19 protein-coding genes are annotated in these 21,654 nt (G+C 70.5%); 9 read left to right on the top strand and 10 right to left on the bottom strand.

The annotated features are described in order from the left end of the window. Positions 1-20: 20 nt before the first annotated feature. From QFW96_RS12215 to QFW96_RS12200, 4 genes are all read left to right on the top strand, one after another. Positions 21-1,121 carry a J domain-containing protein gene (locus tag QFW96_RS12215; RefSeq protein WP_281455701.1) on the top strand — a complete coding sequence of 367 codons (1,101 nt, stop codon included), beginning with the start codon at positions 21-23 and terminating at the stop codon, positions 1,119-1,121. Positions 1,122-1,231: 110 nt separating this feature from the next. Beyond that, on the top strand, positions 1,232-1,633 hold the full coding sequence (locus tag QFW96_RS12210) for a DoxX family protein (protein WP_281455700.1): 402 nt from the start codon (positions 1,232-1,234) through the stop codon (positions 1,631-1,633). A 49-nt stretch (positions 1,634-1,682) separates the two neighbouring features. Beyond that, entirely contained in the window at positions 1,683-2,075 is a 393-nt protein-coding gene (locus QFW96_RS12205) for a VOC family protein (protein ID WP_281455699.1), read from the top strand. Positions 2,076-2,162: 87 nt separating this feature from the next. After that, positions 2,163-2,846, top strand: a complete 684-nt coding sequence (locus tag QFW96_RS12200; RefSeq protein ID WP_281455698.1) for a dienelactone hydrolase family protein — start codon at positions 2,163-2,165, stop codon at positions 2,844-2,846. 369 nt (positions 2,847-3,215) lie between these two features. Here the strand turns inward: QFW96_RS12200 and QFW96_RS12195 are convergent, their stop codons facing one another. From QFW96_RS12195 to QFW96_RS12180, 4 genes are all read right to left on the bottom strand, one after another. After that, positions 3,216-4,385 carry an NAD(P)/FAD-dependent oxidoreductase gene (locus QFW96_RS12195; RefSeq protein WP_281455697.1) on the bottom strand — a complete coding sequence of 390 codons (1,170 nt, stop codon included), beginning with the start codon at positions 4,383-4,385 and terminating at the stop codon, positions 3,216-3,218. Further along, positions 4,382-5,812 carry a sodium:solute symporter family protein gene (locus tag QFW96_RS12190; protein ID WP_281455696.1) on the bottom strand — a complete coding sequence of 477 codons (1,431 nt, stop codon included), beginning with the start codon at positions 5,810-5,812 and terminating at the stop codon, positions 4,382-4,384. Before QFW96_RS12190 ends, QFW96_RS12195 begins: the two co-directional genes overlap by 4 nt. A 46-nt stretch (positions 5,813-5,858) precedes the next feature. Then, the gene (solA, locus tag QFW96_RS12185) at positions 5,859-6,986 is read right to left on the bottom strand and encodes an N-methyl-L-tryptophan oxidase (RefSeq protein WP_281455695.1); all 1,128 of its coding nucleotides are present in this window, start codon (positions 6,984-6,986) and stop codon (positions 5,859-5,861) included. Between the two features lie 77 nt (positions 6,987-7,063). Then, a complete protein-coding gene (locus QFW96_RS12180) occupies positions 7,064-7,786 on the bottom strand; it encodes a GntR family transcriptional regulator (protein ID WP_281455694.1) in 723 nt (240 codons plus the stop codon). 132 nt (positions 7,787-7,918) lie between these two features. Between QFW96_RS12180 and QFW96_RS12175 the strand changes: the two genes are divergently transcribed. Further along, positions 7,919-9,061 (top strand): CaiB/BaiF CoA transferase family protein, encoded by a 1,143-nt coding sequence (locus tag QFW96_RS12175; RefSeq protein WP_281455693.1) that lies wholly within the window; start codon positions 7,919-7,921, stop codon positions 9,059-9,061. A 77-nt stretch (positions 9,062-9,138) separates the two neighbouring features. Here QFW96_RS12175 and QFW96_RS12170 read toward each other — a convergent pair whose 3' ends face one another. Continuing rightward, positions 9,139-9,879 carry an SDR family oxidoreductase gene (locus QFW96_RS12170; RefSeq protein WP_281455692.1) on the bottom strand — a complete coding sequence of 247 codons (741 nt, stop codon included), beginning with the start codon at positions 9,877-9,879 and terminating at the stop codon, positions 9,139-9,141. A gap of 86 nt (positions 9,880-9,965) precedes the next feature. Here QFW96_RS12170 and QFW96_RS12165 point away from each other — a divergent pair, with 86 nt between their 5' ends. Both QFW96_RS12165 and QFW96_RS12155 read left to right on the top strand, forming a co-directional pair. After that, positions 9,966-10,526 (top strand): TetR/AcrR family transcriptional regulator, encoded by a 561-nt coding sequence (locus QFW96_RS12165; RefSeq protein WP_281455691.1) that lies wholly within the window; start codon positions 9,966-9,968, stop codon positions 10,524-10,526. 269 nt (positions 10,527-10,795) lie between these two features. Beyond that, positions 10,796-11,395 (top strand): winged helix-turn-helix transcriptional regulator, encoded by a 600-nt coding sequence (locus tag QFW96_RS12155; RefSeq protein ID WP_343231373.1) that lies wholly within the window; start codon positions 10,796-10,798, stop codon positions 11,393-11,395. Here the strand turns inward: QFW96_RS12155 and QFW96_RS12150 are convergent. Next, the gene (locus QFW96_RS12150) at positions 11,331-13,433 is read right to left on the bottom strand and encodes an acetate--CoA ligase family protein (RefSeq protein ID WP_281455689.1); all 2,103 of its coding nucleotides are present in this window, start codon (positions 13,431-13,433) and stop codon (positions 11,331-11,333) included. The genes QFW96_RS12155 and QFW96_RS12150 overlap by 65 nt on opposite strands. Positions 13,434-13,687: 254 nt before the next feature. Between QFW96_RS12150 and QFW96_RS12145 the strand changes: the two genes are divergently transcribed. Beyond that, entirely contained in the window at positions 13,688-15,007 is a 1,320-nt protein-coding gene (locus QFW96_RS12145) for an MFS transporter (protein WP_281455688.1), read from the top strand. A gap of 62 nt (positions 15,008-15,069) precedes the next feature. Here the strand turns inward: QFW96_RS12145 and QFW96_RS12140 are convergent, their stop codons facing one another. Then, positions 15,070-16,602 (bottom strand): UxaA family hydrolase, encoded by a 1,533-nt coding sequence (locus tag QFW96_RS12140; protein WP_425524748.1) that lies wholly within the window; start codon positions 16,600-16,602, stop codon positions 15,070-15,072. A gap of 273 nt (positions 16,603-16,875) precedes the next feature. Here QFW96_RS12140 and QFW96_RS12135 point away from each other — a divergent pair, with 273 nt between their 5' ends. Continuing rightward, positions 16,876-18,168: an MFS transporter gene (locus QFW96_RS12135; RefSeq protein ID WP_281455686.1), complete on the top strand. Its 1,293-nt coding sequence runs from the start codon at positions 16,876-16,878 to the stop codon at positions 18,166-18,168. Positions 18,169-18,253: 85 nt separating this feature from the next. On the opposite strand, the gene QFW96_RS12130 is transcribed toward QFW96_RS12135, so the two are convergent. From QFW96_RS12130 to QFW96_RS12120, 3 genes are all read right to left on the bottom strand, one after another. After that, complete coding sequence (locus QFW96_RS12130) at positions 18,254-19,861, bottom strand: GMC family oxidoreductase (RefSeq protein ID WP_281455685.1); 1,608 nt, start codon at positions 19,859-19,861, stop codon at positions 18,254-18,256. Between the two features lie 49 nt (positions 19,862-19,910). Then, positions 19,911-20,633 carry an acetoacetate decarboxylase family protein gene (locus tag QFW96_RS12125; RefSeq protein WP_281455684.1) on the bottom strand — a complete coding sequence of 241 codons (723 nt, stop codon included), beginning with the start codon at positions 20,631-20,633 and terminating at the stop codon, positions 19,911-19,913. A 106-nt stretch (positions 20,634-20,739) separates the two neighbouring features. After that, positions 20,740-21,648 carry a GlxA family transcriptional regulator gene (locus tag QFW96_RS12120; protein WP_281455683.1) on the bottom strand — a complete coding sequence of 303 codons (909 nt, stop codon included), beginning with the start codon at positions 21,646-21,648 and terminating at the stop codon, positions 20,740-20,742. Positions 21,649-21,654 lie beyond the last annotated feature (6 nt).

The following is a 21,654-nucleotide window of genomic DNA, read 5'->3' as shown; positions in this document are numbered from 1 at the left end:
TCCGGGAGGCGGGGAGGGTAGTGCGCGGGGTCGACTACTACGAACTCCTCGGCGTGGGGAGCGACGCGACACCGGTCGAGATCAAATCGGCGTACCGGACGCTCGCCCGCACCATGCATCCCGACGTGGGCGGGAGCGACAGGGCGTTCCTCCTCCTGCAGGAGGCCTACGAGACCCTCACCGACCCGGCGCGCCGAGCCTCCTACGACAGCTCCCGGCGCCGGAAGGCCGAGGCCAGGGCGGCCGCCCAGCACCCGCGGCGTCCCGGAGGAACCCGGCGCCCCGGCCGGGGCTTCGGCGAGGACCCCGACTACGTGCCCCGGATGCCCCGGGTCCGGCTCGACGACCTGACCTGGTGGGACGTCGTCGACCCGCAGGCGCGGGTGCAGTACCTGCCGGTTCTCGGACCGGACGCCAGGCCGACCACGGCGCTGGTCGGGGCCTGGTCGTTGCTGCTGCTCGCGGGGATGGCCGTGGACCTCAACGCGGCCCTCATGGCGACCTGGCTGGGGCTGCTGATCGCCTCGGGGATCGCGATCGTCGTGCTGCTGCGCAGGCACATCGGCGCCCACCGCGAGCACCGGATGTTCACCGCCGAGTTCGGCGACCAGCGGATCTTCGGTCTGCCCGACATCCAGCACGAACGGGCTCAGCTGCTCACCGCCGAGCTGTGCGCCAAGTACCTCATCCGGCTGCCCGGTGTGCGGGTGTTCCACGGCCTGACCTCGCCGGACTCGGAGTTCGAGGACGTCCACCACGCGGTGCTGTGCGGTCGACGGCTTGTGCTGGTGGAGTCCAAGAGCTGGCTGCCCGGGCACTACACGACCGACGAGAACGGCGAGCTGTGGCGCAACGGTCATCCGTTCCGCGGTGGCGTGACCCGGTTGAACGAGGGCGTGGCCACCTTCGAGGAGCTGCTGCCCGAGGTCGAGGTGCGCGGTGCCGTGCTGATCTACCCCAGCCGGGCCGGTGACGTCACGACCGTCGAGCAGCACGACGACCGGGTGGTGCCGATGACCCCGGCGCAGTTCGTCAAGGACATCGGGCACTGGCTCGCACAGGACCCGGTCACCGTCGACCGCGACGTCTTCACCGCGGTCCTCGACCAGCTGGTGGACTGACTCCCGAGCACCTGCTCACCGCACCGGCTCCGGTTGCACCGATGAATTCCGGCCGCCCGATGAGTCCACACCTGCGCACGGACCAGGACCACGCAGGGAAGGTGTTTCGGATGACCACCAGTACGAGCGGAACCGCCGCGCCCGGCCGGGCGTTGAACATCGGGATCTGGGTGCTGCAGGTGCTGCTGGCGGCGTTCTTCGTGTTCGCCTCGGTGCCCAAGCTGCTCGGCGACCCGACGGCGGTCCAGATGTTCGACCTGATCGGGTTCGGGCAGTGGTTCCGCTACTTCACCGGAGCGGTCGAGCTGCTCGGCGCGATCGGCCTGCTGATCCCGCGGTTGTGCGGGCTCGCCGCCGCCGGCCTGGCGCTGGTCATGGTCGGAGCGGTGTTCGCGCAGATCTTCCCGCTCGGCGCCCCTGCGGTGGCGTTGTCGCCACTGGTGCTCTGCGTGATCCTCCTGCTCATCGCCTGGGCTCGGCGGGACACCGTTCGAGTCCGCGCCCAGTCCTGAACTCGCCCGCTCGCGAGATTCCCGCACCTGTGAAGTGGAGTGACCAGTCATGACCATGAAGACCTTCGTGAACCTGCCCGTGAAGGACCTCGACCGGTCGGTGGAGTTCTTCACCGCGCTCGGGTTCACCTTCGACCAGAACTTCACCGACGAGAACGCCACCAGCATGGTGATCAGCGAGGACGCCTACGCCATGCTGCTGGTCGAACCGTTCTTCAAGTCCTTCACCGGTAAGGACGTGGCCGACGCGACCAGGACCACGGAGGTCATCACCGCCCTGTCCGCCGACTCGCGCGAGCAGGTCGACGAGATGGTCGCCAAGGCCCGCGCCGCCGGATCGCCGCGCATCGGCGAGGTGATGGAGGAGGGCCCGATGTACGGCCGCAGCTTCGACGACCCCGACGGGCACCACTGGGAAATCTTCCACATGGCCCTCGACTGAGGGCTGCGATCAGCGGTTCGCGGCGGGATCATGGTGCGGGCTCGAACGGCCCCGTCGGACGGTCACCCGGGACGAAGGAGCACGAGCGTGACGAACCCGCACCAGAACGTCAGCTTCGCCAGCAACGGCCGGACCGCCCACGGGTACCTGGCGACCCCGGAGCGGCCCGGACCGGGTGTGCTGGTGATCCAGGAGTGGTGGGGCCTGACCGACCACGTCGCCGACGTCGCGAACCGCTTCGCCGCCGAGGGTTTCGTGGCGCTGGCCCCGGACCTCTACGGCGGCCGCACCACGCACGACCCCCGGGAAGCGGCCCGGATGATGCAGGAGCTGCCCGTCGAGCAGGCCGCCCGCGACCTGGCCGGCGCGGTCGATCACCTGCTCGGCCACGACATGGTGACCGGCTCGTCGGTCGGTGCCGTCGGCTTCTGCATGGGCGGGAAGTTCGCCCTCGTCCTGGCCGCACAGCAAGGTGACCGCATCGGCGCCGTCGTCCCCTTCTACGGGATCCCGCCGGTGGAGACGGACTTCTCGGCGATGGTGGCGCCGATGCTCGGTCACTTCGGCGAGTACGACCGCGGCGTCACCGTGGACGCCGTCGGCGAGGTGGCGGACCAGATCAAGAAGCAGACCGACGTCCACCCCCAGATCCACGTGTACGCGGCCGGGCACGCGTTCTTCAACGACCAGAACCCCGCCTCGTACCACGAGGACTCGGCCCGGATCGCCTGGCCGCGCACGCTGGACTTCCTGCGCCGCCACCTCGGCTGAGCTGTTCCCGCTCTGCAGTTGTCAAGCAGCAGTCGTGCTCTGAAGGGGCATGCCGAGGCGACCGGTCTCCGCGGAGACCGGTGCCCGGCGGGTCATCCGGTTGTGGTGAAACCGTGTTCGCGTTCCCGGGGTCTGGCGAGCAGATCCCGGATCTCCTGCCGGTGGTCGGAATGGTGTGTCGTCCCGTCGCGTCGCGGGGCATCGGCTGCGGTGGCCTGAATCGGCGTCATCGAACTCATGTGCCCATTGTGCGGCCATCCGTTCGAAAATGCGAGCGAATGGCGATCGCTGGATGGGGTGATCCAATCCGTCACGCTCTGAAATCGATTGGGAGTGAATGAGTTTCATCATGACGGCGGTGGGTGCTGCTCACTGCTGCCCGGCGAACCGGGCTTTTTCCAAGGGAGGCAACGACTCCCGCCCCACGAGCCGGTCGGGGCGGAAAGAGCCGAGCTCCGAAGCGGTTTCACCACGGAGCAGCTCCCCGGCGGCCAGACGTCCCAGCAGCGGACCGAGCGTGACCCCGCTGTGCGTGGCCAGCACGTAGACCCGCCCGCTGTCGCCCAGGAAACCGGCGACGGTCAGCCCGTCCCCGGGCATCGACCGCTGCCCGACCCGGATCGACTCCAGCGCGGCCCCGGAAGCGCCGGCCAGCAGCCCGTCGAGCCGGCGGCACAGCTCCTGAGCGTGGAACCCGTCCACCGCAGGTGGATTCGCCGGATCCGCGTCCGCGTCGAGGTCGAGTCCCTGCACCACCAACCGGCCGCCCCCGTCGGGGCGCACGTTCAGCGAGGGCGTGGTCAGCACCGCGTCCAACCGGGCCGGCACCGGAGTCGTGTAGCCCAGCAATCCGACCGTGGCCGAGCCCGCGACGTCCGGATCGGCCATCGCCACCCGATGCCCGGTGGTCTCCGTGAGCCCCTCGGTCCACCGCCCGGCGGCGAACACCACCGCGTCGGCGGAGGCGGCCTCGCCGTCGGCCAGGACGATCCGCACGCCGTCAGCGGTCTCGGACACCGACACGACCTCGGCCGGGCACCGCAGCGAGGCGCCGTGCTCGCGGGCCTCGCCCCACAGCCGCGCGACCAGCAGCGCCGGGATCAGGTGGCCCTCGGTGGGGTAGTGGGCGATGTCCTGCACGCCGTCGGGAACGCGCAGGTCGGGAACCAGCTCCCGGGCGCGGGACGGCCCGATCCACTCCACCGGGTAGTCGCGGGCCTCCAGCTCGCACACCGACGCGGCCAGCCGCTCGGTGCCGTCGGGGTCCCCGGCCCACTCCAGGTTCCCGCCCAGCGTCAGCCACGGGGCGCACCGCCCCGGATCGGCCGCGAGGGCGGAGTGCTCGGCCATGCCCGCCACGTTGAGGTCGTGGTAGGGGCGCGGGTTCTTGTTGTGCGAGTTCACCCAGGCGAACGAGGTGCTCGAGGTCCCGGCCAGCGGCCCGGTGCGCTCGAACGCGGTCACCTCGGCACCGGCCAGCGCCAGGGAGCGGGCGGTGGCCGCACCCAGGACGCCGAGTCCGATCACTGCGATCTTCATGCGTCAACCTTTTCGTTCTCGACGGCGGGACGAGCGGGGATCAGCAAGGCGGTGGCCAGCAAGGCCGCGGCGGAGACCGCGATGCCGTAGACGGCGTAGGGGACGGTGGTGTCGACCAGCTGCGCGATCGCGCAGCCGAGGATGCCCGCGACCATGCCCGCGATGGCGGCGGCCGGGGTCAGCCGGCGTCGCCGGTGCAGCAGGTAGCCGAGGAAGATCGGCGCCGCCAGGGCCGCGGCCGAGTAGGCGTAGGTCGCGACCAGCCAGGTCAGGGCCTTGGGGAACAGGATCGCCAGCACGGCGGCCAGCACCGACACCCCGACGGTGATCATCCGCGACAGCGTCACGGTCTGCCGCTCACCGGCCTGCTTGCCCGCGATGTTCTGGTAGACGTCGCGGGTCAGGTTGGCCACCACCGACTGCAGCGCGGCCCCGGTGGTGGAGATGATCGTGGACACCAGGAAGGCGCCGAAGATGATCACCAACCAGGTCGGGAGCTGGGTGAGCAGCCACCCGGCCGCGTCCTCCTCGTTCTCCAGGCCCGGGTTCATCGAGTGCACGGCCAGTCCGATGCACCCGGCGTAGAGGCCGCCGATGAGCATCGTCAGGCCCGACAGCCCCAGTCCGCGCCGGGCGTCGCCGACCTTCTTGGTGGCGAAGACGCGCTGGTAGTAGAGCTGGTTGGTCAGCGTGCCCGGCAGGATCGCCGCGACCCACAGCCAGATCTGGTCCCAGCCCGCCGCGGTGAGGCCCTCCCAGCCCCACAGCCGTTGCGGGACGGTGGCGGTGATGTGGCCCCAGCCGCCGGCGAGGTGGATGGCGTAGGCGGCCACGCCCAGCGACATGACGATCATGAAGATGCCGAACACGAAGTCGGTCCAGGCCACCGAGGTCAGTCCGCCGGGCAGCACGAACAGCAGCGACGCCACCATGATCACCAGGATCAGCGCGGTCGGCGACACGCCGGTGAGCTGCCCGAAGAGCTGCGCGAAGGCGACGAACTGGGTGGCCAGCCACCCGAAGGGCACGACCAGCGCGGCCAGCGCGGCGATCGCGATGGCGAGCCGGTTGCGGCCGAAGAGCTTGGTGATGATGTCGGGAACGGTGGTGAAGCGCTGCTCGCGCAGCCACTTCGCGATCCACATCAGCACCAGGAACCCGACCAGCACGCATCCCTCGTAGAGGAACACCGACCAGCCGGAGCGGTAGCCGATGCCGACGTGCGCGATGAGCACGCCGCCGCCGGTGGCGGTGGCGAACTGGGTGATGATGACGACGATCAGCGGCAGCGATTCCCCGGCGGACAGCCAGTCCGCGGAGTTCTTCGCCTTGCGTCCGAAGTAGACGGACATGCCGATGCCGAAGCCGATGACCAGCAGGCTTGCGATGATGATTCCGGCGATCTGGCCGGTGGAACCGGTGAGCATGGGGCCTCCAGTGGGCTCACGAGTCGAGGGCTCACGAACTGGTGGTTCACAGCGGGAAGCGGGTGGGGTCGAGCGCGGCGATGTCGTGCGAGGTCGCGCCGTCGAGGGCGAGGTCGGCGCCGATCTCGCCGAAGGCGGGGGCGAGCTTGAAGCCGTGCCCGGAGAAGCCGGTCATGACGGTGGCCCGGCGGTGTCCCGGCAGCGGTCCGAGCAGCGCGTGCTCGTCGGGGGTGAAGCCCTCGGCGAAGGTGCTGACCCGGATCGGGTGCGGCGTCACCCCGGGCAGCAGTCGCGCGGCGGCGGCCGAGGCCGCCCGGGCGTGCTCGGGCGCGGAACTGCGCGGGAGGTCGTCCGGGCCGTCCAGATCGGGCCAGCCGAGGTGGTGCGGCACGATCTTGATCGCCGCGCCGTCGAGGGCGGGGAAGCAGGAGAACCCGGCCTCGGGGTGCCTGCGGATGGCGATCGGCAGCGACCCCGGCTGGTGCGCGGTGACGTCGCGCGCGGCGAACCAGTAGGCCGTGATCAGTCGCGCCTCCACCGGCAGGGAGCCCAGCGGTGCGAGCTGCCGCGCCCACGGGCCGGGCGCGAAGATCGCGTGATCGACCTCGAACGTGGTGTCGTTGCTGGTGATCCGCCATCCATCGGCGGTTTCGGCCGCGTGCGTGACCGGGTGGTAGGGCAGGACCCGGGCGCCCGCGGCCTCGGCCGAGCGCAGCGCTGCCTGCACCGAGGGTTCCGGCCGGAGCACGCCCGCTGCCGGGTCGAGCACCATGATCTCGCCGTCGTCGATCCGGTGCTGCGGGAACCGCTTCCGGGCCTGCTCGGAGTCGAGGACCTCGTGGTCGAGTCCGGCGTCCTCGGCGCAGCGGCGCACCGCGGCGACGTCCGGGTGGTCCGGCGCTCCGATCGTCAGACCGCCGCACAGCGTGAGCAGGTCCGCTCCTGCGTCGCGCTCCAGGTCGCGCCACAGCGCTTCGGCGCGCTGCAGCAGCGGTACGTAGGCGGCGCCTTCCTTGTAGGCGGTGCGGAAGATGCGGGATTCACCGGCCGAGGCGCCCCGGTCGTGCCCGGGGCCGTAGGCGTCGAAGGCCAGCACCTCGGCTCCGCGCAGTGCGAGCCGCCACGTCGTCATGGCACCGATGACGCCGGTGCCGATCACCGCGACGCGAGTCATGAAACACTCCTCCAGGGGTTTTCCGGGCAGGATGAGATCGCGGTTCCGCCGTGGAACCGTTTGTGGGGGAAGGGGATTCAGTCGTCCTGAGCGGGCGGGACGGTGTGCTCGATGAAGAACTCGACGAGGTCGGGGCGGATGATGTGCCACATGGCCTCGGCGAGGTTGCCGTCGGTGAGCCAGGTCAGGCGGCGCAGCCGGATCACGGCCTGCCCCGCGGTGAGCCGCAGCCGGGCCGCGGTGTCGTCGTCGAGCACCACCGGATCGATGTAGACGCGCGACTTGGCCGCGGGAACGCCGTTGCGGGAGAAGTAGTCGTGCACGGTCAGGTGGTCCAGGTCCTCGTCGAGCAGGCGTGGTGCCAGCGAGAACGGGACCGCGGAGAGTTCGACGGCGATGGGGTTGTCGTCGACGTCGAACTTGAGCCGGCGCAGTTGCGTCACCGGCGCGTCGTCGTCCACCCCGGGCATCTCGACGTCGGCGTCGCGCGCCGGGATGACCGCAGCGGAGTCCACCGCGTGCCGCCCGGGGATCTCCGGGCCCTGCAGCACGGGGTTGACCATGCGCAGCAGGTTCTCCTGCCGCGCGCCCTCGGCGACGAACGTGCCGCGCCGCCGGTGCCGTTCCACCAGCCCGGCCTGGGCCAGCTCGGTCAGCACCCGCTGCGCGGTGGCACGGCTGACCGAGTACTGCTCGCGCAGCTCCGCCTCGGTGGGCAGTTTGCTGCCGGGCAGCAGCGCACCCGAGCGGATCCGCTGCTCCAGTTCGGTGCGGATGCGCAGGTACGCCGGGGTCGTCATGGACGGAATCTAGCTCCGCGCAATTGACCGGTCAATAGAGAATTCGAACGGTCAAAAGAAGTAACGCCGCGTTGACACGCGCTGGCCGAGCGGCGACGCTGCGGCGGTGGCCGGGCGAGATGAGGTGGGCGGATGCTGCCGTTGGAAGGCGTGACCGTGGTGTCGCTGGAGCAGGCCGTCGCGGCCCCGTTCGCGACCAGGCAGCTCGCCGATCTCGGCGCCCGGGTGATCAAGGTGGAGCGGCCCTCGGGTGACTTCGCGCGCGGCTACGACACCGCTGTCAACGGGTTGTCCAGCCACTTCGTGTGGATCAACCGCAGCAAGGAGAGCATCGCGCTGGACCTCAAGGACCCCGGCGATCAGCGCGTGATGGACAAGCTCGTGGCCAAGGCCGACGTGTTCGTGCAGAACCTCGCCCCGGGCGCGGCGGCCCGGCTGGGGCTGGGCGCCGACCGGTTGCGGGAGCGCGATCCGCGATTGATCGTCTGCGACCTGGCGGGCTACGGCAGCTCCGGGCCCTACGAGAAGAAGAAGGCCTACGACCTGCTGGTCCAGTGCGAGGCCGGACTGGTGTCGATCACCGGCGGCGAGGAACCCGCCAAGACCGGCATCTCCACCGCCGACATCGCGGGTGGCATGTACGCGTTCAGCGGCATCCTCACCGCGCTCTACGAACGCGAGCGCACGGGGCGGGGGAGTGCTTTCGAGGTGTCGCTGTTCGACGCGCTCGGCGAGTGGATGGGTTTTCCGTACTACTACGCCACTTACGGCGGCCAGGCTCCGCGCCGTTCCGGAGCTCGCCACGCCGCGATCGCCCCGTACGGCCCGTTCGCGGCGGGTGACGGCACCCAGGTCTTCCTGGGCGTGCAGAACGAGCGGGAGTGGGTGCGCTTCTGCGAGCAGGTCCTGCGACTCCCGGAGCTGGCGGCGGATCCGCGCTTCGACGCCAACCCCAAGCGCGTCGACAACGTCGTCGAGCTGCAGGGGGCCATCGAGTCGGTGTTCGCCTCGATGTCCGGTGAGGAGATCGAGCAGCGCCTGGAGGAGGTCGGCATCGCCAACGCCCGGATGCGCAGCATGGCCGAGTTCGCCGACCACCCGCAGCTCGCCGCGCGCGACCGCTGGCGCGAGGTCGACTCCCCGGCGGGCCCGCTGCGCGCCCTGCTGCCGCCGATCACGGTCGCGGGCCGCGAACCCCGCATGGACCCGATCCCCGACATCGGCAGCCACACCAACAAGATCCTCGAAGAGCTCGACGAACCCCCGCGCGACTGAGAGCTGCGCGGTTGCTTGCGTGGCGGGTGCGGGTGGCGGAATTTGAGTTCTTGGTGAGCTCCGTGCGTCAACAGCACCTAGTTCTGCGTCGTGGGGCGGATCGTCAGCTCGCCGATCTCGACGTCGTCGGGCTGCTCGACTGCGAAGGCGATGGCGCGCGCCACGGCTTCCGGCGCGATGCCGAGCTCTGCCATGGTCTTCTGGGCCTGCGCGCGCTGCTCGGGATCGGCGACGTGGTCGACGAGTTCGGTGCGTACGAAGCCGGGTGAGATGGAGGTCGTGCGCAGCACGCCGTCGGTGGACTCCTGGCGCAGCGCCTCGAGCAGCGTCCGCACGGCGTTCTTGGTGCCGGCGTAGACCGCTTGGGTCGGGACGATCTTCAGTCCCGAGGTCGAGACGGTGGTGACGAGATGGCCGCGGCCTTGCTCGCGGAACACCGGTAGCGCGGCGGCGATGCCGTGCAGTACGCCGCGCAGGTTGACGTCGATCATCGCGTCCCAGTCGTCGACGTCGAGATCGCACACGGGGGCGACGCGCGCTATCCCGGCGTTGGCGACGAGGACGTCGAGGTGGTCGAACGCCTCGACCGCCCGGCTCACGAGACGGTCGAGATCGGCGCGCCGCGTGACGTCGACGTCGAGGGTCTCGGCTCGTCCGCCTTCGGCGCGGATGCGCTCGGCGAGCGCATCCAGCCGGTCGGTGCGCCGGGCGCCGAGCACGACGGCCGCGCCGCGGGTGGCGAGTTCGAGAGCCGTGGCCTCGCCGATGCCGCTGCTGGCGCCAGTGATGGCGACGACCTTGCCGGCCACTCCGTCCATGGAGTCTCCTCTAACCTGACAGTTGTCCGTTTGCAGGGTTCAGCTTACCGGACAGTTGTCCGCTTGTGGGAGAAGAGGTGAATCACGTGGCGGAGCGTGAACTCCGATCGGATGCGGTCGCCAACCGGGACCGCATCGTCGAGGCGGCCCGCGCCGAGCTGAGCAGGTCCAACGGTGCACCGGAGGAGCTGAAGCTGCATCGCGTCGCCAAGGCGGCTGGAGTCGGGCAGGGCACGCTGTACCGGCACTTCCCGACCCGCGAGGACCTGCTGGCCGAGGTCTACCGCCACGAGCTCACCCAGCTCGTCGACGCCGCAGCACCGCTGCTGGCCGAGCACTCGCCGCTGAATGCGCTGACCCTGTGGTTGGAGCGCCTGGTGGAGTACGCCCGCGTGAAGCGGGGTGTCATGGCGGCGATCGAAGCCGCCGCGTGGCGCGAGCTGCACTCCGGTCGGCACCAGCGGCTCGACGAAGCGCTCCAGTCGCTGCTGGATCGCGGCGCGCGAGCAGGCGAGCTCCGCGACGACGTCGACTCGGCCGACGTCCTCCTCCTGCTCGGCGGCCTCGCCCGAATCCCCGAAGCCGAGTGGATCCCCCGAGCTCAACGACTGATCACGGTCATCACTGAAGGCCTCCGCCCTGCTTGAGCGCCGCGAGGCAGTCGACTCGTGTCGCTCGTGGGGTTCATGCTCTTGTGGGCGCGTCTTGCTGCGGTTCCTTGACCGCGTGTTTACCGGCGGCCCAGGGCGAAGAGGCCTCCGAGCGCGGAAGATCCTGCCCATCCGGCGGCGGCGTGGGTAGTGGTCGTGGAGATCGCGCCGAGTGCTGATCCGAGGGAGTGGAAGAGCATGTAGGCGCCGATCACGCTGCTCGTCCGGTCCGGGTCGGCGTTCGTGAGCAGGTGTTGGTTGCTGACATGCGCTGTCTGAACGGCGAAGTCGAGGGCGATCACGCCGACGAGGGTGAGCAGGAGCGACCGAGGTTCCTGCCCGGTCGCGACCCAGGGCGCGCTGAGCAGTGCGAGAGCGCTACCGGTGATGGCGTTGGCCTTTCCGCTGTCGGCCCAGTCGGGGACCGGTGGAGCTTGTTGATCATTCGGGACGCGATGGACGGTGCGCGGGCGTTCACCGGCTTCCAGAACCGCACGGGGATCGCGCGCAACATCCTCACCGATCGGCAGAGGTGCTTGGTCGAGCACGGCATCCTCGACCGTCAAGCGGCGCCGTCGGGTCGACGGCCGGTTTACGCCCTGACAGAGATCGCTCGCGATCTCTTCACCGTCATCGTGTCCGTGCGGCAGTGGGGCGAACGCCATGCTTTCGAGGAGGGGAGGCGCGCTGCGCGCTCGTCGACGAGCGCGGTCTTCCGCTCGCGGAGCTGCGCCCCGTGGATTCGAAAGGTGTTCCGGTGGCGGTGGAATCGACGTCGGTCCAGGGGCAGGGGGCGCGCGACTAGCTCAGCACCGCGAGGCAGTCGACCGCTGTGGCTCCGTTCTCGTCGAGGAGGAGGGGGTTGACGTCGAGTTCCGCGAGGTCTTCTGCGAGGTCGTGGGCCAGCCAGGAGAGGCGGGCGATCGCGTCGGCCGCTGCGTCGAGGTCGCGGGGTGGTCGGCCTCGGACTCCTTCGAGGAGGGCTTTGCCGCGGAGTGAGAGCAGGAGTCGTTTCGCCGCGGCGGGGTCCAGGGGTGCGGTGCCGACCCGGCTGTCGGCGAGGACCTCGACCAGGACGCCGCCGAGGCCGGCCACGACGACCGGGCCGAACGCGGGGTCCTGCTTGATGCCGACGATCAGCTCGGTTCCGGTGGACATGCGCTGCACCAGCAGTCGCGCGTCCGGGGCGAGGTGCAGCAGGTCCTCGGCGGCGGCGCGGACCTCGGCGTCGGTGGTGAGGTTCAGGCGGACTCCGCCGACGTCGGACTTGTGGCCGACGCTGCGCGAGAGCAGCTTCACCGCCACCGGCGTGCCCAGCTCGCGGGCGGCGGTGACCGCGCCCTCCGGGTCCTTGGCGGGGAACGCGCCCGCGCACGGCACCCCGTAGGCGGCGATGAGCCTGCTGGACTCGTGCTCGTCGAGCTGCGTGCGCCCGTGATCGCGGGCCTCGCACAGGATCGCGCGCACCGCGCGCTCGTCGACGTCGTGCGGGCGTTGCGGGTTCGGCGGGCCGGGGCGCAGGCTGTAGTCGGCGAGCGCGCCCAGCGCGGCGGCCGCGCGCCCGGGGTCGGTGAAGCACGGAATCCCCAGCTCCCGCAACCACTCCCGAGGCCGGCCGCTGCCGCCCGTCCACACCACGACCAGCGGCCGGTCGGTGGAGCGGTAGGCCTGCTCGATGGCGCCGATGAGCTCGTCGGCGGCGTGGTCGGCGTTGCCCAGCAGCACCGCGATCATGTCCGAACCCGGGTGGTCGACCGCGATCTCCAAGGCACGCCGCAGCATCGCCGGGTCGCTGATCAGGTTCGCCGTCAGGTCCACCGGGTTGCGCGGTGAACCGAACGCGGGCAGCACCTCGGCCATCCGCTGCTGCCACTCCGGTTCCCACGGGGCCACGTCCAGCCCGTGACCGGCGGCCGAGTCGGCCATCAGGACCCCGGCACCGCCCGACAGCGACAGCGTCGTCAGGCGCCTGCCCCGGGTGCGCCGACCGTCGGAGAAGATCATTCCGGCGTCGAGCAGCTGATCCATCCCGTCGAGCCGCACCACGCCGAACTGCCGGACCACGCCGTCGAAGACCGCGTCCTCGCCCGCCAGCGACGCGGTGTGCGAGGCCGCCGCGCGGGCGCCCGCCTCCGAACGGCCCACCTTGACCGCCAGGACCGGTTTGTCCAGCTCGTGGGCCCTGCGGGCGACGGCCAGCAGCTCACGGCCGTCGTGCACGCCCTCCAGGTAGGCCATGAGGACCTCGACCTCGTCGAGCTCGACCAGCCCGCCCAGCACCTTGCCCACCGACAGGTCGGCCTCGTTGCCGGTGTTGAGGAAGTGCGAGATGCCGATCCCGGCGTGCTGGGCGGCGGAGAAGATGAAGGTGCCGAACGCGCCGCTCTGGCTGACGAACGCCAGCGATCCCTCGCGCAGCCGGAAGTCGCCGTCCATCGCCGAGGTGAAGGTGGGCATCGCCCGGTCCTTGAGGCTGAACATGCCCAGGCAGTTCGGCCCGAGCAACCGGATGCCGGTCTCGGCGACGACCTCGGTGAGCTGCCGTTGCAGCTCCGCGCCCCGCTCGTCGAGCTCGGCGAAACCGGCCGCGCCCACGATCGCCGCCGGGACGCCGCGCGCGGCGCACTCGCGGACGGCGTCGACGACCTGATCGGCGGGCAGCATGATCATCGCCAGGTCGATCTCGCCGTCGATGTCGGCCAGCCCCGGGAAGGCGGGCAGCCCCTGCACCTGCGCGCGCACCGGGTTGACCGGCAGCAGCCTGCCCGCGTACCCGAAGCGCTTCATCAGCGCGATCGCGCGACCGGAGAGCTTGACGGGGTTGTTCGACGCGCCCAGCACCGCGATCGACCTCGGGTGCAGCATGCGGTGGATCGCCGGGACCGGTGCCGTGTTGCCGTCCATCGCACTCCATCCCACCTGGTGCCCTGGCACGCGGGTGTTTTCGATGCGTCGACGCCCGCGGCGGTGCGGGCGCCGGAGTCGAGGCTAAGCGAGCGTCGCGCAGCGGCCAAGACTCGATTCCTCGAACGTCCACAGTGGAGCATGTGGTGCAGTCCACTCGCGGGATCGCTAACCCCGACGCTCCGCGAAGCGACGTAACGGATGAGTAAGCGTTCGCAGAGCGTTGTTGACATGGAGAACACGGGAGGGCATTCGTGGCTGCCGACCGACCGGAGAGTCGGGCATGGTGGATCTGGAGCGCGGCGGTGGTCGCCTACCTCGCCGCGGTATTTCACAGGGGCAGCCTGGGGGTTGCCGGAACGCAGGCGCTCGATCGGTTCGACGTCGGACCGGCCGCGCTCAGCGCGTTCACGGTGCTGCAGGTCGGCATCTACGCCGGCATGCAGATTCCCACCGGCCTGCTGGTGGATCGCTTCGGCGCACGCCGGGTGATCACCGCGGCGGTGTTGTTGCTGGGGACGGGCCAGGCGATGTTCGCGCTGGCCGACACGTACGCGATGGGGCTGGTCGCGCGCGGCGTGCTGGGCCTGGGCGATGCGTTGATGTGGGTGAGCATCCTGCGGCTGGTGGCGGCGTACTTCTCGGCCCGCCGCTACGCGCTGGTGGCCACCATTTCCAGCGCGCTGGGGGCGCTGGGCGGGGTCGCGGCCACGTTCCCGCTGGCCGCGGCGCTGAGCACGATCGGCTGGACACCGACGTTCCTGCTGGTCGGCGCGCTGACGATCGCCTACGCGGCGGTGACGGTCTCGGTCGTGCGGGACACCACCCCGAAGGCGTCGGCGCCCCGGAGCGGGGGAGCGGTGCTGGCGCAGGTGCGCACCGCGTGGTCGGTGCCCGGGACGCGGCTGGCGTTCTGGACGCACTTCTGCACGATGTTCGTCTCCGGTGCGCTGACCCTGCTGTGGGGCTTCCCGTACCTGGTGGAGGGGCTGGGCGTGGCGGCGTCGTCGGCGAGCGTGCTGCTGAGCCTGCTGATCATCGGCCAGGTCGTGGGCGGCCCGGTGGTCGGTGCGCTGATCGGCAAGCGCCCGGAGTGCCGGATGTGGCTGGTCATGGGCTACCTGAGCCTCAACGTGCTGTCGTGGGTGGCGCTGCTGGCCTGGCCGCAGGGGCACCCGCCGCTGGCGGTGATCGCGGTGGCGTTCCTGATCTTCGCGCTCGGCGGTCCGGTGTCGTCGGTGGCCTTCGCCCTGGTGCGCGACTACAACGCGTTGAGCCAGGTCGGCACCGCCACCGGCGTGGCCAACGCGGGCGGTCACTCCGCCACCGCGCTCGGCGTGCTGGCGGTGGGCCTGGTGCTCGACGTCTTCGAGGCCATGCCGGGTGGTTCGGAGTACCGGGTGGCGATGCTGGCCCTGGTGGCGATGGTGCTCTTCGGCGCCTCGCGCACCTGGGTCTGGTGGCGCCGGGCCCGCGCGGCGGTCTTCGCCGCCGAGCAGCGCGGCGAGCAGGTGCCGGTGCTGCTGCACCGCCACCGCTGGGACCTGGAGGTCCGCCAGCCGGTCGCGGCCTGATTGAGGGGGAATGGGAGAGCGGGTCCGCCGAACCTGGGGTCGGCGGGCCCGCTCTTCGCTCGTCACAGCACGGTGGACAGGTGCCACGGGACGAATTCCTCTTCGCCGTAGCCGAGTTCCTCGCTCTTGGTCTCCTCACCGGAGGCCACGCGCAGGATGTGCTGGAAGATCTGCTCGCCCATCTGCGCCACCGTCATCTCGCCGTCGGCGATGACCCCGCAGTTGATGTCCATGTCGTCGGTCATCCGCTCGTAGAGCGGCGTGTTCGTGGCGAGCTTGATGCTCGGCGCCGGCTTGCAGCCGAACGCCGACCCGCGGCCGGTGGTGAAGCACAGCAGCTGCGCGCCACCGGCGATCAGGCCCGTGGCGTTGACCGGGTCGTAGCCCGGGGTGTCCATGAACATCAGCCCGCGATCGGTGATCGGCTCGGCGTACTGCAGCACGTCGACCAGGTTGGTGGTGCCGCCCTTGGCCGCCGCGCCCAGCGACTTCTCCAGGATCGTGGTGAGCCCGCCCGCCTTGTTGCCGGGCGAGGGGTTGTTGTTGATCGAGCTGCCGTCGGCCTGGACGTGCTTCTCCCACCAGCTGATCCGGTCCACCAGCTTCTCGCCGACCTCGCGGCTGACCGCGCGCCGGGTCAGCAGGTGCTCGGCGCCGTAGATCTCGGTGGTCTCCCCGAACACCGCCGTGCCGCCGTGGCGGATGAGCAGGTCCGCCGCCGCTCCCAGCGCCGGGTTGGCCGTGATCCCCGAGTAGGCGTCCGACCCGCCGCACTCCATCGCCAGGATCAGGTTGTCGGCGCGGACGGTCTGCCGCTCGTGGGCGTTGGCCAGCGGCAGCATCTCCTCGATGCGGCGGACGCCCTCGGCGACGGTCTTCTTGGTGCCGCCGAACTCCTGGATCGTCATCGCGTGCACCGGAGTGCCGTCGGGCAGCTTGAGGTCCTCGGTGAGGGCGCGGACCTGGTTGACCTCGCAGCCCAGCCCCAGCACCAGCAGCCCGGCGATGTTGGGGTGCCCGGCGTAGCCCTGCAGCGCGCGACGCAGCACCTCGAAGCCCTCGTTGCCGCGTCCGCTGTGCCCGCAGCCGAGGGTGTGGGTGAGCGGGCAGATGCCGTCGACGTTGGGGTAGTCGTCGAGGATGCCGGAGGCCTCGACCCGGCGGGCGATCATCTTCGCCGCCGTCGCCGAGCAGTTCACCGAGGTCAGCACGGCGAGGTAGTTGCGGGTGCCGACCCGGCCGTCGGGTCGAACGAAGCCCTGGAACGTCGCCCGCTGGTCCTCGGGAACGAACTCGGTGGGGGTGACGTCGGCGCCGAAGGCGTGCTCGCGCTGGAACTCGTGGTAGTCGACGTTGTGCGTGTGCACGTGCTCACCCGCGGCGATGTCGCGGGCGGCGAAGCCGATGATCTGGCCGTACTTGCGCACCGGAGCGCCCTCGGTGATGGCGTCGGTGGCGACCTTGTGCCCGCGCGGCACGGTGTTCGTGATCTCGAGTCCGGAGTAGGTTCCGGGCTCGATGTCCTGCCGCGCGATGAGGACGGAGTCCTCGGCGTGCAGGCGGAAACCCAGCTGGTCCAAGGTCGGCGACGACAACCCGATCACCCTCGCTTCAGAAATGTGAATTCACTTCGTCGTGGCGAATCGGATGCTAGACGTGCGAACACCCGATGTCACCGCCCCGGCGAGCGGCCCGGACGCCCCCAGTGTCGGGGCTCGAACGCGGCCCGGCACCCCTGCCGATCGGGCGGAATGGACGATGCGGACCTTGACTTTCCGGGTCCGGGTTCTGAGGCTGCACGGAATCAACCGAACAAGTCGCGCAAAACCGGTCTCGACCCGGAAGGCGGAGCAATGGGGCTCTCGTGGGTGCGTGAACTGACGGAATACCCGACCGGATCGCGCCGCAGGCGCATCCTGGTCATGGCGGTGCTGGCCAGCCTCATCGCCTCCTACGAGGCCCAGATCGCCCCGGTGCTCCCGCTGCTGCTGGAAGACCTCGGCATCAGCCTGGTCACCTACGGCACCGTCTCGGCCGTCGCGCTGTGCGCGGGTGCGGTCGCCTCGATGATCGGCGGCCGGCTCACCGACCGCTTCGGGCGGGTGCGGGTGCTCGTCCCGCTGATGATGCTGACCGCTCTGTGCTGCTTCGCGATGGCCGCCGTCCGCACCACGGGGCAGTTCCTGCTGGTCCGCGCGGTGCTCTCGGCGCTGGACGGCGTGGTGGTGGCCGCGACCGCGCCGCTGGTGCGCGACTTCTCGCCGCGCATGGGACGCGCGCAGGCGTTCGGGTTCTGGACCTGGGGGCCGGTCGGCGCGAACTTCATGGCCGCCGCGATCGCCGGGCTCACCCTGCCGCTGTTCGACAACGCCTGGCAGTCGCAGTTCCTCATCATGGGCGCGACGTCGCTGCTGATCTCGCTGGTCATCGCGTTCAACATCGCCGACCTCTCGCCGCAGCTGCGGGCCCGCGTGCAGCAGACCGAGCACCGCGCGCTGAGCGAGGCCGCAGCAGCCGAACCCGTCGGGATGCGAACCCTGTTCGCGCACAAGGAGATGTGGGCGCACGTCGTCGGCATCTCGGTGTGGCTCGTGCTGTACCTGACGCTGTCGCTGTTCGGGCAGAAGATGCTCGTCGACAGCTTCGCGCTGAGCCCGTCGCATGCCTCGGCGGTGATGGCGGTGTTCTGGGTGCTCAACATCGGCACCGTCGTGCTCGCCGGGCGCTGGTCCGACCGGTTGCAGCTGCGCAAGCCCTTCACCGCAGGCGGAACCGCGGTCGCCGCCGTGATGACCGGTTACCTGGTGGTGCTGGTCGGACGCGGCTCGATCTCGCTGGCCGAGCTGCTGATCACCGGAGCGCTCGTCGGGGCCGGGATGGGCGCGGCCTACGCGCCCTGGATGGCCAACTACTCGGAGAACACCGAGGACGTCGACCCGAGGTTGCAGGGCGGCGCGTGGGGCGTGTTCTCGTTCCTCACCCGCGCGGTGGCCGTCCTGGTCGTGCTGCTGATGCCGCAGGTCGTGGCGGTGGCGGGCTGGAGCACCTGGCTGGTGGTCTCGCTGGGCTGCCTGCTGGCGTTCCTGCCGATGCTGCTGCTCTTCCGCGGGCCGTGGCGGCGCTCGCCGACCCGTGACACGGCCCCGTCCCCGATCCGTTGACCCACGTCGCGGCTTCTGCGGGTTGGGGGAAGTTTTCATGAAAACTTCCCCCAACCCCACGGAAATCAGGTGAGAGCGCGAAGCGTCAGATCAGCGACGCGCACATCTCGCCGATCATGTACGAGGGGGCGTTGGTGTTGCCGCCGGTGATGCTGGGCATGATCGAGGCGTCGGCGACCCAGAGACCGTCGACGCCGCGCACCCGCAGCTGCGGGTCGACCACGGCGCGCTCGTCCACGCCCATCCGGCAGGTGCCGACCGGGTGGTAGACGGAGTGGATGCGGGTCGGCAGCTCGCGGCGCAGCGCGGTCTCGTCGAAGTACTTCGGGCCGGGGCTGAGCTCCTCGGTGACGTCGGCGGCGATGGTCTTGTTCGCCATGATCTCCCGGATCATGCCCATCGCCTCGATGAGGAACTCGGTGTCGGCCGGGTCGCTGAGGTAGCCCGGGTCGATGACCGGCGAGGCCGTGGGATCGGTCGAGGCAAGCCGGACCTCGCCGCGGCTCTGCGGGTAGATCAGCGTCGGGAAGATCGTCATCGCCGGGCGCGTGTCGGTCCGGTAGAGCTTGTCCTCGTCCTGGTTCGGCGTCGGGTAGCTCCACGGGATCGTGTGGATCTGCATGTCCGGCACGTCGCCCTGGGCCCGCGAGGTCTTGACGAACCCGACGGTCTCGAACAGCGTTCTGCCCAGCCACGATTCGCCGCGCTTGCCGAGCGCCTCCTTGAGCATGCCGGACGCCATGTAGGTCGCGGTGGAGCGGTGCACGGCCTTCTTGGTCACGAACGTCATCGGCACGAACAGGTGGTCGTGGAGGTTCTGGCCCACCGGCAGGTCGGCCTCGACCTCCACCCCCATCTCCTTGAGGTGACCGGCCGGGCCGACGCCGGAGAGCATGAGGATCTGCGGCGAGCCGACCACGCCCGCCGAGACCACCACGCCGTTGCCCGCGCGCAACGTCTCCCGCCGACCGCTCTTGGTGTCGATGACCTCCACGCCGGTGGCCTTGCCGTTCTCGATGATCACTCGCGCGACGTGCACGTGGGTGCGCACCCGCAGCGACGGCAGCTCGCGGTTGGTCAGGTAGCCGCGCGAGGAGCTGAAGCGGCGCCCCTTGCTCGCGCTCTGCTGGAAGATGCTGACGCCTTCCTGCGACTCGCCGTTGTAGTCGTCGATGCGCGGCACGCCGAGGGTTTCCTGCGCGGCGGCCATGAACTGCTCCGCGGCGGGGGTGATGTTCTTCTGCCGCGTGACCTCGATCGGCCCGCCCTCGCCGCGGACGTCGCTGGCGCCCTCCTCCCAGTTCTCCAGGCGCTTGAAGGCGGGTAAGACGTCCTGGTAGCTCCAGCCCTCGCAGCCCTCGGCGGCCCACGAGTCGTAGTTGGCCTTGTTGCCGCGCACGAACAGCATGCCGTTGACCGAGCTCGACCCGCCGAGGACCTTGCCCCGGGTCATCGGGATCTCGCGCTCGTGGGCGTGCTTCTGCGGCGTGGAGTACTGCTTCCAGGTCACCTGCTTCTTCAGCTGGGGCACGACGTGCAGCACCGAGATCATCCCGGGCACGGTGACGGTGGGGAGGTCGTCCTTGCGCCCGGCTTCCAGCAGGAGGACGCTCGCTCCCCGCTCGGCCAGCCTGCTGGCCACGACGGATCCGGCGCTTCCCGCGCCCACGACGATGTAATCGGCATCGCTCATTGTGCTCAACTTCTCCAGTGGTCGCCGTTGACTGCTCCGGTGCGCGTGATCACGACCGGCTGGAAATGGGTGTTGCGTCGTCGAACCGCATCGTCAGCTCGCCGATGTGGTTGGTGAACAGGGCTTTTCGGGGAAGTCCGAGTCGCCGCAGATCGTCGCTGATCGGGTGGTCGCCGAGCTCGATCCGCGCCCCGCCGGGGCGCATCCGGGTGCCGCCGGCGCGCATCGTCCACGGGGTTCGCCGCAGCGCGCCGTCGCGGTGGGTGTAGGCGTCGAGGGTCATCGCGCCCATCGCCGAGGGTGCCGGGACGCCGCGCGCGAACTCCATCGCGACGACCGCGCGGTCGTTCAGCCGCACCTCGCAGCGGGTGCGCCGGTCGCGGGTGGTGACGTCGATGGCGGCGATCTCCTTGGGGAAGCCCCAGATGGTCTGACCGGCCTCGCAGGTGAACAGCTCGTCGACCGGCAGCCAGTGGATGAAGACCCCGGTCGAACCGCGCACGCCCGGCTGCCTGCACATCAGCGCCACCAGGAACTCGTGGTAGACGCCCAGGTCGCCGTCGAGGTAGTGCATGAAGCCCAACGTCGCGGGAATCCGTCCCGGCAGCGGCGTCACCGGTTCCAGCCCGGCGGCGGCCAGGGTCTCGCGCGCGGGTCCGGCGGGCAGCAGGAACTGAGCGGTGATGCCGGTCGCCGCGCGCACCTCGACCGGCATCCGCACCTGCTCACCACGCACCACGTGCACGGACTCCGGGAGGGGCTTCTCGTGCACGCTGACCAGCCCTCTCCCTACGCGCGGGTACGTCTCCGGATCACCATCACCGAGGCGACAGTCATACAGATAATGGTTTTGTGTATGTCCAGAGTCAAGAGCCCGATCACGCCTCGCGCGCGCGGATCCGCCGCAGCATGCGCGCGTCGGCGAATCCGACGGCGCGCGCGGCGGATTCGGCGGTGGTGCCCCGACCCAGCAGGTGATCGGCCCGCTCCAGGCGGAGGATCTGCTGGTAGCGCAGGGGGGTCAGACCCGTGGCGTGGGTGAACGAGCGGGTGAGGGTTCGCTCGCTGACCCCGATGGCGGCGGCGAGCTCGCTCAGCGGCAGCGGCTCGGTGAAGCGGGCGTCGATGATGTCCTGCGCCCGGTGCACGGCGTCGTCGAGGTGCGACCGGTGCCGCAGCATCGCGCTGGCCTGCTGGTCGTCGCCGTTGCGGCGGGCGTAGACGACCATCGCCCGGGCCACCCGCGCGGCCTCGCCGGGGCCGTGCGCATCGGCCAGCAGGTTCAGGGCCAGGTCGATGCCGCTCGCGATGCCGGCCGAGGTCACGACCCGGTCGTCGGAGACGAACAGCACGTCGCGCACGACCGTCGAGGCCGGGTAGCGGCGCGCGAGCTCGTCCTGCAGATCGTGGTGGGTGGTGCAGCGCCGGCCGTCGAGGAGTCGCGCCTGCCCGAGGACGTCGGCACCCGAGCACACGCTCGCGACCGCGCCACCGTCGGCGTGGTGCTCCCGCAGCTTGTGCGCGGTGGCGGCGTGCAGGCGCGGCCACCGGGGAGGCTCGGGGACGCGAGAACCCGGGACCAGCACCAGGTCGTCGGCCGTCAGCTCGGGCCAGGTGGTGTCAGCGCGCAGCGGAAGTCCCTGCGCGCTGACCACCCCGTCGTGCTGGCAGACGTAGTGGAGCTCGTAGTCGTGCCCGAATTCGGCAGCGGTCGAGAACACCTGCGCCGGACCGGCCAGGTCCAGCAGGTGCAGCCCGGGCAGCAGCAGGAAGACGACACGACTCACGATCCG

Origin of the sequence: Saccharopolyspora ipomoeae (assembly GCF_029952525.1) — a bacterium.
Lineage (GTDB): Bacteria > Actinomycetota > Actinomycetes > Mycobacteriales > Pseudonocardiaceae > Saccharopolyspora > Saccharopolyspora ipomoeae.
The sequence above is the reverse complement of the archived record's forward strand: the minus strand, read 5'-3'. Positions and strand labels throughout refer to the sequence as shown.